Consider the following 8,774-nt stretch of genomic DNA (forward strand, 5'->3'; position numbering starts at 1 on the left):
CAGCCCGCCCCCATTTCGAAGCCCGCGTCGCGCGCGGCCCCGGCGTCGGCGCCTTCCGCGAAGCGCATCCTGGACGGCTTCGAGCATTCCCGGTGCAGGACGCCGGGCTTGGAGCGCCAGGCTTCGGTGGAGGCGCTCCGCGAGGCCGTGCTGCGCTCGAAGCTCAAGGGCGCCGCCGAGGCCCTGCGCGAAGCCCTGACCGCGGCGCAGGCTCCGGCCACGACGGCCTATACGATCCAGCCGGGTGACACCGTGGGCGACCTCGCCTGGAACCTGATGCAGCAGGGGGTGCCGGGCCCGGTGGAGACCATCGCGAACCAGATCGTCCAGATGAACGGCCTCACCAACCCGGACCTGATCATCGCGGGCGAAACGCTCCAGCTTCCCACCGCGCCGGGTGCGCAGCAGGGCGGCGGCACGACGACGGGCTCCACCGACTCCGGCACCAGCACCGGCTCCACGGGTGGCAGCACCACCTCCGGCGGCACGGCGGTCCCCGGCGAGCGCTACCCGGTGCCGTACATCAAGCAGATGGCCTCCGCGGGCTCCGAGGACGACTGGAACCAGCAGTCCAACTGCGGCCCCACCACGATGGCGATGATCCTCAAGGGCTTCGGCATCGGCACGGAGCTGTCGGACGGTGCGCTCATCAACCAGTTGGGCACCGGCGTGGGCATCACCTCCGCGGGCGTCGGATACATGGACATCCAGCAGATGGCCACGAACAACGGCCTCACGTCCGAGTACCACGCCGGCTCCGACGTGGCGTGGATCCAGCAGCAGGTGGAGTCCGGCAACCTCGTGGCCGTCAACGGCGAGAGCAACGTGATGCTCCAGAACGAAGAGCCGGCCTTCGCCTCCGGCAGCTTCAGCGGCGGCCACTGGATCGCCGTCACGGGGATGACGCCCGAGGGCAACTTCATCGTCCATGATCCGTCCAGCACGGTGACGGAGCTGACGCCCGCCGAACTCCAGCGCTTCCTCGCGGAGCACGAGGGCGACGACGGTCACTCCGTCGCCATCCACCCGCCTCCGGGCGTGGCCCCGACGCAGGCGCCTTCCTCGGACGTGGACGTCAGCGCCCAGGGACAGGCGCTGGAGTCGGTGCGGCTGGCGCCGGGCGCCATGTCCATCGCGGAGTCGGGCTTCGCGGGCCAGGGCGAGTTCCTGACGCAGATGGCCCAGAAGTACGACGTGCCCATCGACCTGGCGCTCGCGATGCTGTGGAAGGAGTCGCAGTGGTGCTCCGCGGGCGCGTCCGTCGGGGCCAACAACCCGGGCAACCTCAAGTTCGTGGGCCAGGAGGGCGCGTATGAGGCCTTCCAGTCCCCCGACGCGTCCGGCAGCTTCGCGGGCTGGCCTACGCTGGAGCAGGGCATCGAGGCGTACTTCAAGCTGCTCGGCACCCACTACCGCGCGGAGCTGGACAGCGGGGACTGGACAGCGCTCGTCAACCGCTACGCGCCCCCGTCGGAGAACGACTCCAACCTGTACGTTCAGCAGGTGTACGACTACGCGGCCGAGGTGCGCCGCCAGCTCGGAATCGGCCAGGCCGCTTGCGGCTAGACTCCCGACGCCATGGAGCCGCCCGCCCCTCCTGACGCCGTCTACCTCCAGGCCCGCGCCGCGTGGCCCGGGGTGGTGCTCGCGCGCGAGGACTTCCTTGCCCACCTCGCCGCGCGGGCGGCCAGCAGCGGGGGTGCGCAGGCTCCGCACGTCGAAGACCTGTACCTCGCGTGCGCTTGCGCGAAGGGACTGCCCCCGGCGCTCGCCCACTTCGAGCGCCTGCACCTCCCCGCCGCGCGCCACGCCCTGGCCCGGCGGGGACTGTCACCCGACGTGGTGGACGAAGCGCTGCAACGGCTGCGCGAGCGGCTGCTGCTCGCGCGGCCGGACGGACCGCCCCGCGTGGCGGAGTATGACGGGAGGGGCCCGCTGGAGGCGTGGGTGCGCACCGTCGCCCTGCGGCTCGCCATGACGGAGCTGCGCGAGCGCGCCATGCGTCCCGCGGAGGCGCTCATCCCCGCGCTGATGCCTCCGGACGACGCGTCCTTCGCGGCGCTGAAGCACCGGCACCACGCGGACATCGAGGCGTCCATCGCGGCGGCGCTCGCGTCACTGGAGCCCCGGCAGCGCACCTTCCTGCGGCTGCACCTGGTGGAGAACGTGGGCGTGGAGGACATCGGGAAGGTGCACGGGGTGAGCCGCGCCACCATGACGCGCTGGCTCAAGGCGGCGCGCGACACGCTGGCCGAGCGCACCCACGCGGAGCTGCGCCGCCGTTTGAACGTCGGAGAATCAGAGTTGCACAGTCTGGCGCACTCGCTCCTGAGTGGCCTGGACTTGAGCGTGCGTCACCTGCTGCGCTGAGACTCCCGCCATGAACTGCCCCGACGAGAACACCCTCCTGGCGTACTGCGCGCGCTCGCTCGGAGCCGCCGAGTCTCGCGCCGTGGAAGCGCACCTGGACACGTGCTCCTCGTGCCTCGCGCTGGTGGGCGAGGCCGCGCGGGGCACCGACCCTTCCACCCTCCCAGACGCCGCGCCCGTGGAGCGTCCGGACACGGGCCATCCACGCGTCCAGGACGACGAGGTGCGACGCGGCACCGTGCTGGGACGCTACGTCGTCATCGACCGGGTGGGCTCCGGCGGCATGGGCGTGGTGCTGAGCGCGTATGATCCGCAGCTCGACCGCAAGGTGGCGCTCAAGCTGGTGCGCTCGCTCAAGGGCGATGGCGCGCAGGAGCTGGAGCAGCGGCTCCTGCGCGAAGCCCAGGCCGTGGCGCGGCTGTCCCATCCCCAGGTCATCACCGTCTTCGACGTGGGCACGGTGAACGGCCGGCTGTTCATGGCGATGGAGTTCGTGGAAGGCCGCACGCTGCGCCAGTGGCAGAAGGAGCAGCCGCGCTCGTGGCGCGAGGTGCTCGCGGCGTACCGGCAGGCGGGCCAGGGGCTCGCGGCGGCGCACGCCGCGCACCTCATCCACCGCGACTTCAAGCCGGACAACGTGCTGGTGGATGGCCACGGTCGCGTGCGGGTGACGGACTTCGGCTTGGCCCGGCTGCCGGAAGGCACCACGGCCCTGCCCTCGGACACGCTCCCGGACTCCGCGACCCCACCGCCCGAGCAGGTGGCCCTCACGCGCACGGGTTCGCTCATGGGCACGCCCGCGTACATGCCGCCCGAACAGTGGAAGGGCGAGCCCACCGACGCGCGCGGTGATCAATTCAGCTTCTGCGTCGCGCTGTACGAGGCCCTCTTCGGCCTGCGCCCCTTCGCGCGCGGCCAGCCCCCGGACTTCGGACAACTCCAGGTCCCGAAGCAGGAGACGCGCGTGCCCGCGTGGGTGCGCCGCGTGGTGCTGCGCGGGCTGAGCGAGTCGCCGTCGGAGCGCTACCCGTCCATGGACGCGCTGCTGGATGACCTGGCGCGCGACCCGACCCGGCGGCGCACCCAGGTGGCCGTGGGCACGGGCGTGTTCGCGGCGGTGGCTGCGCTGACGCTCACGCTCGCACTGAGGGGGACTTCCGACCCCTGCGGCGGAGCTCCCGAGCGCATGGCCCCGGTGTGGAACGAGGCGCGAGGGGCGAAGGTGAGACAGGCCCTGCTCGCCACCGGCAGCCCGCTGGCCACGGAGGCCGCGGACGCGGTGATGCGCAACCTGGCGGACTACGCCCGGGCCTGGGAGACCGGCTACACGCAGACGTGTCAGTCCACGCGCGTGCGGCAGGAGCAGCCGGAGAACGTGCTCGCGCTGCGCATGGCGTGCCTGGATTCACGGCTGCAATCGCTGGGCGTGTTCGCGGACGTGCTGGAGCACGCGGACGCGCCGCTCGTGCAGAAGGCCGCCGAAGCTTCACAGAAATTGCCCCGCCTGTCGGACTGCGCACGCGTGGAGTCCATCCTCTCCGTGGTGCCTCCACCGGAGGGGGCCGGCGTGGCCGCGAAGCTGGAGGACGCGCGCCTGAAGCTCGCTCGCGCGCAGGTGCTGCTGGAGACGGGGCGCTACGCGCAGGGGCTGGGGGACGCGCAGGCGGCGCTCGCGGTGGCGCGCGAGCTGGAGTACCGCCCGCTGGAGGCGGAGGCCCTCCATGCGCAGGGCTGGTTCGAGTACCGGCTGGCGCGCTACGAGGAGTCCGGGCGCAGCTACGCCGACGGCATGCGCGCCGCGCTCGCGGGACGCCACGACCTGCTGGCGCTGCGCTCCGTGACGGAGCTGGTCTTCATCACGGGCTACGAGTTGGAGCAGGTGGACCGCGGCATGGAGCTGGCCGTGCTCGCGCGGGCCCTGCTGGAGCGCTCCGGTCCCGCGGAGGAGATCGCCGCCCAGTTGGAGAACAACCTGGGCGCCATCGCCTTCGGAGAAGGACTGCTGCCGCAGGCAACCGAGCACTACGGGAAGTCGCTCGCCATCCGCGAGCGGGTGCTGGGGCCCGAGCACCTGGAGACGGGCAAGGTGCTCACCAACCTCGCCATGGTCCACAAGCGCCAGGGCCGCCCCCGCGAGGCGCGGGCGATGTACGAGCGCGCGCTCGCCATCCAGCAGAAGCACCTGGGCGCCCACCACCCCACCGTCGCCAACACCCTCATCCTCCTGGCCGATGCCCGCCGTGTCCAAGAGGGAGCCCGGGCCACCCTGCCCCTGTATGCGCAGGCGCTCGAGCTGCGGCGCACCGCCCTGGGCGACACGCACCTGAGCACGCTGCGCCTCTACAACGACCTGGGCCGGGTCCACGAGGACGTGGGTGAATGGGACGTGGCGAAGCAGCACCACGAGCACGCGCTGGAGCTGAGTGAGCGCGCGTTCGGGAAGGAGCATGCGGAGTACGCCCTGTCGCTGCAGGAGCTGGCCCGCATGGACGAGCGGCGGGGCCACCTGGACGCGGCGCTGGCCGGCTACGAGCGCACCCTGGCCCTCCAGACCCGCCTGCTGGGTCCCAGGAGCAGCGCCACGCTGAACACCCGCGAGGCCCGCGCCGCCGTGCTCCGCAAGCTGGGCCGCGTGCGTGAGTCCTCCGCGGAGCTGGAGCAGCTGCTTGCCGCGAAGGAGGCCCAGGGAGGCCCGCAGGGGCCCGCGCTCGTCACCTGCCTCACGGAGCTGGCCCGTGCCTGGCTGGACTTGAAGCAGCCCCAGCGCGCCCGCGCCGCCGCCGAACGGGCGCTCGCCATCATCCGCCCCTTGGGCTGGAGCCCCGAGCGCATGGCCCTGCTCCAGTTCGAGCTGGCGCGCGCCCTGTGGGATGCGGGCGAGTCCCGCACGCAGGCCCTGGCGCTCGCGGACACCGCGCTCGCCGCCTTCACCCAGGCCGGGGAGTCCACGCAGGCCCAGGCCCGCGCCGTCGCGAGTTGGAAGCAGGCGCACGTCGGCCCCTGAGCGGCCCCGGCAACTCTGGTGCCGGATTCTTGGATAATAGGAACAACGTCACTTCGAGGAGAGCTGCCATGTCCTTCCCCATCCGCCCCAAGGCAGCGCCTCCCGCGCCTCCCCGCGCCAAGGCCGTCGCGCCGCGTGCGCACGCGGCCATCAAGCAGCCCCCGGACACGAAGGCCCGCGCGGCTTCGGCGTGGGAAGCGACGGGAGCCTCCGGAGCGGCCGCCCAGACGCAGTGCTTCATGGGCCCTCCCGGGAGGGTGGGCGGTGGCGTCGTTCGCGGCGACGTCGCCAGGGGGCAGGGAGACAGCGAGGCAGGCGCGCAGATGGCAGCGAAGAAGCCCTGGGGTCCCGGTGGTTCGGTCCTGGAGACGCTGGAGAAGGTCAGCAGCGCGCTGAAGGACCTCTTCGCATGGCTCCAGAAGCAGGCGCGGGGCTCGGACTCGGGCGCCACGGGTTCGGACTCCCGCAGCGGTCAGCCCACCGCCCAGGGGAATGATCCCGCCGTCGTCGCCGCGGGGCCCGTGGCTGACGGCACGCAGACCGCGGCCATCACGCCTGCGTTGGAGAAGCGGATTTCGAACGGGGGCAACATCGGAGACAGCGTGTCGGCGCCGCCTGGCAAGGACACGGACCTGGTTTCCGAGCAGGACTTCCGCCTGGACCCGAAGACCCTGGGGGAGTTCCTGGCGGAGCAGGGCAGCCCGTACCCGGAGCACCTGCTCAATGGCCCCACGAATCACGAGAAGAGCGAGGCGCACAAGCCTGGTGCGAACTCCAGCGAGCGTTCGAGCGGAGGCCCCTGGACGCAGGACAAGAACCCGCGGTCTTGAGCAGCTCCGCCCGCCCTACCCCGCGGGCCGCAGCACCAGTCCGTCCGCCGCGAAGCGCACCACCTCCGCATGGACGGCCGTCGCGGCCATGCCGGTGGCCTGGGCGACCGCGTCCTCGGACAGGCCCTCCACGGCCATCTTCAGCACCAGCAGCGCGGGCGGCGTGGCCTCCATGTAGAAAGTCACCAGCCGCTCCGGGTGGCGCCACAGCAGCGCCAGCTCGTCACCGGCCGCGGGCCCAGCGCCCCGGTCCTCCGAGCGCACGAACGCGCAGAGCCGGAAGGGCTGCTCCAGCACCGCCAGCGTGGGGTTGGGCGTGAGCTGCTCCACGCGCTCGGGAACAACCTCTTCGGAGGCGAACACCGCGAAGTCCGTCCACTCGAAGCGCGCCAGCGCGGGCAGGAACGAAGGCAGCGCCTTGTCCCCGGCGGCATCCGCGACGAAGGGCGCGAAGGCCTCGCCCAGCCGGTTGAGCTCGTGGTGCCGCGCGGGCCGCGTGCGCGTGTAGCCCTCCACCAGCGCGTCCCACGCCTGCGCCGTCACCGCCTGGCGCGTCAGCGGGAAGAGCTTCTCCAGCGTGGAGCGGACGTGGCCGCGCACGAACTGGCCGTAGAGCGCCATGCGCTCCGGCGCGACGTCCCAGCCCGGGTGCGCCGCGGACAGCCTCGACAGCCCCTCCGCGCCGGGCGGCCCCGCGAGGTACGCGTCCATGCTGTCGAAGAAGTGCTTCAGCGAGGGCTTCATCGCGTCACCTCCGCGAGCACGCCCCGCGCCTGATCCGCCTCGTCCAGGACGGCATCCAGCGACGGGATGGCCTGGTCCCATTCAATCAGCGTGGACACGGGGCCGGTGCGCTCGAGCGTGTAGCGGTACAGCGCCCACACGTCCTCGCAGACGCGGTCGCCGTGCGTGTCGATGAGCACGCGGTCGCCCACGTCATGGCCGGCCAGGTGCACCTGCACCACGCGCTCCAGGGGCAGCGCGTCCACGAAGGCGCGCGGGTCATAGCCGTGGTTCGTCGCGTTGACCCAGACGTTGTTCACGTCCAGGAGCAGCCCGCAGTCCGCGGCCTCCACCACCTGGCGCAGGAAGTCCGCCTCCTGAAGCGTGCCGCCCGGCATGGCCGCGTAGTAGCTGGGGTTCTCCAGGAGGAAGGGCCGCTCCACGCGCGCCATCACCTCGCGCACGCGCGGCACCACGTGCTCCACCGCTTCTTGCGTGAAGGGCAGCGGCAGCAGGTCATGCAGGTGCACGCCGCCCAGGCGCGAGTAGCACAGGTGGTCGGAGAAGAACGGCGCGTCCAGGCGCTTCACCAGCGCGGCGAGCCGCGTGACGTAGTCCTCATCCAGCGCGTCCGGCCCGCCGATGTTGAGCCCCACGCCGTGCGGCAGGAGCGTCCAGCGCTCGCGGCACGCGTCCAGCGCGCGCTGGGAGCGGCCCCCCAGCGACAGGAAGTTCTCCGGGATGATCTCCACCCAGTCCAGCGCGCGGGAGGTGCGCGGCAGGGCTTCGTAGAAGTCGCGGCGCAGCCCGATGCCCGCCCCCAGCGGCTTCAACCCATGGCGGTGTGAATAGCGGGGCGACATGCGGAAGGGACCTCCTGGCGGACCCCGCGCACGGGCGGGGCGGAAAACAACACGGGCGGCAGGAAGAAGTCTTCCCACCGCCCGCGAGCAAGGGAGGGACCCGTCCTCCGGGCCCTCCGCTGGTGATGACTACTTCTTGCCGCTGCAGGAACCCGCGCCGCAGCTGCCCTCGGCGCCCTTCTCAGGGGTGGCCGCGGGCTGCGTGGCGCCGGCGCTGCAGTTGGCCTCGGCGCCCTTCGCCTCGGCGGGCTTCGCGCTGCAGTTGGCCTCGGCGGCCTTCTCGGACGAAGCGGCCTGCGTGCCCTCCGCGCCCTTCGTGGAGGCACAGCCGGTGGCCAGCGCGCCGAGGGAGAGGGTGCCGACAACCGCTGCAAGAGCCTTGACGTTCATGGTGTTGCTTCCTTTCGTACCGCGGGGGATGTGACTACAGGGGAAAAGCATCTACGGCTTGAACTGCGTGGAGCCCCAGGCGTCGACGGTGACGTCCGCCTTCTCGCCCACCTTCAGCACCAGCGCCTCGGTGCGCTTGATGCCGTAGGACTCCAGGGGAATCTGGAACTTCGCACGCACGCGCAGCAGCTCACCGGCGGCGCGGTTCTTCGTCTCCGCCGTCTCCTGCAGGTACGTGGCGGTGACCTCCACCGGCTCCTCGCGCGTCACGCCGTGCACGGTGAACGTCCCCTTCGCCTTCACCGTCACCGGCTTCGCGTTGGCGAGCGGCGCGGGCAGGGCCACGTCCTTGAACTCGAAGACGATGTCCGGGTTCTTCGCCGCGTCCAGCCAGCGGTCGTTCTGCAGGTGGCCGTCGCGCGTCTCGTTGCCCGTCTTGATGGAGGCCACCGGCACCTGGAAGCGGCCACTGGCCTTCTGGCCCTTCACCTCCACGCGGCCCTTCACCTGGTTGGACAGGCCGTTGATGACCTCCAGGGGCGCGTCCAGCACGAACATCACCGTGTCGCGGCCGTTGGGGTCGTTGAAGACGAA

8 protein-coding genes are annotated in these 8,774 nt (G+C 71.9%); 4 read left to right on the plus strand and 4 right to left on the minus strand.

The features are described from left to right. The 4 genes from D7V93_RS30435 to D7V93_RS30450 all read left to right on the plus strand — a co-directional run. The coding region (locus tag D7V93_RS30435; RefSeq protein ID WP_120646723.1) for a C39 family peptidase at window positions 1-1,566 on the plus strand (1,566 nt) is incomplete at its 5' end. Between the two features lie 12 nt (window positions 1,567-1,578). Then, entirely contained in the window at window positions 1,579-2,370 is a 792-nt protein-coding gene (locus tag D7V93_RS30440) for a sigma-70 family RNA polymerase sigma factor (RefSeq protein ID WP_120646724.1), read from the plus strand. Window positions 2,371-2,380: 10 nt separating this feature from the next. Next, a complete protein-coding gene (locus D7V93_RS30445; protein WP_120646725.1) occupies window positions 2,381-5,374 on the plus strand; it encodes a tetratricopeptide repeat protein in 2,994 nt (997 codons plus the stop codon). Between the two features lie 68 nt (window positions 5,375-5,442). Beyond that, window positions 5,443-6,204, plus strand: coding sequence for a hypothetical protein (locus tag D7V93_RS30450; protein WP_120646726.1), 762 nt, complete (start codon window positions 5,443-5,445; stop codon window positions 6,202-6,204). Window positions 6,205-6,219: 15 nt separating this feature from the next. Here the strand turns inward: D7V93_RS30450 and D7V93_RS30455 are convergent, their stop codons facing one another. The 4 genes from D7V93_RS30455 to D7V93_RS30470 form a co-directional block, all read right to left on the minus strand. After that, complete coding sequence (locus D7V93_RS30455) at window positions 6,220-6,948, minus strand: HvfC/BufC N-terminal domain-containing protein (protein WP_120646727.1); 729 nt, start codon at window positions 6,946-6,948, stop codon at window positions 6,220-6,222. Continuing rightward, window positions 6,945-7,790: an MNIO family bufferin maturase gene (gene bufB / locus D7V93_RS30460; protein ID WP_120646728.1), complete on the minus strand. Its 846-nt coding sequence runs from the start codon at window positions 7,788-7,790 to the stop codon at window positions 6,945-6,947. The genes D7V93_RS30455 and bufB overlap by 4 nt, the downstream gene beginning before the upstream one ends. 129 nt (window positions 7,791-7,919) lie before the next feature. Next, window positions 7,920-8,180 (minus strand): hypothetical protein, encoded by a 261-nt coding sequence (locus tag D7V93_RS30465; protein ID WP_208723203.1) that lies wholly within the window; start codon window positions 8,178-8,180, stop codon window positions 7,920-7,922. A 51-nt stretch (window positions 8,181-8,231) separates the two neighbouring features. After that, a partial coding sequence (locus tag D7V93_RS30470; protein ID WP_147451415.1) for a YceI family protein occupies window positions 8,232-8,774 on the minus strand: 543 nt, incomplete at its 5' end.

Source organism: Corallococcus llansteffanensis (assembly GCF_003612055.1).
GTDB lineage: Bacteria > Myxococcota > Myxococcia > Myxococcales > Myxococcaceae > Corallococcus > Corallococcus llansteffanensis.

Excerpts from the sequence above, each read along its gene's own strand:
- D7V93_RS30440 (WP_120646724.1), top strand. The coding sequence starts at position 1,579 with ATGGAGCCGCCCGCCCCTCCTGACGCCGTCTACCTCCAGGCCCGCGCC.
- D7V93_RS30445 (WP_120646725.1), top strand. The coding sequence starts at position 2,381 with ATGAACTGCCCCGACGAGAACACCCTCCTGGCGTACTGCGCGCGCTCG.
- D7V93_RS30450 (WP_120646726.1), top strand. The coding sequence starts at position 5,443 with ATGTCCTTCCCCATCCGCCCCAAGGCAGCGCCTCCCGCGCCTCCCCGC.
- D7V93_RS30455 (WP_120646727.1), bottom strand. The coding sequence starts at position 6,948 with ATGAAGCCCTCGCTGAAGCACTTCTTCGACAGCATGGACGCGTACCTC.
- bufB (WP_120646728.1), bottom strand. The coding sequence starts at position 7,790 with ATGTCGCCCCGCTATTCACACCGCCATGGGTTGAAGCCGCTGGGGGCG.
- D7V93_RS30465 (WP_208723203.1), bottom strand. The coding sequence starts at position 8,180 with ATGAACGTCAAGGCTCTTGCAGCGGTTGTCGGCACCCTCTCCCTCGGC.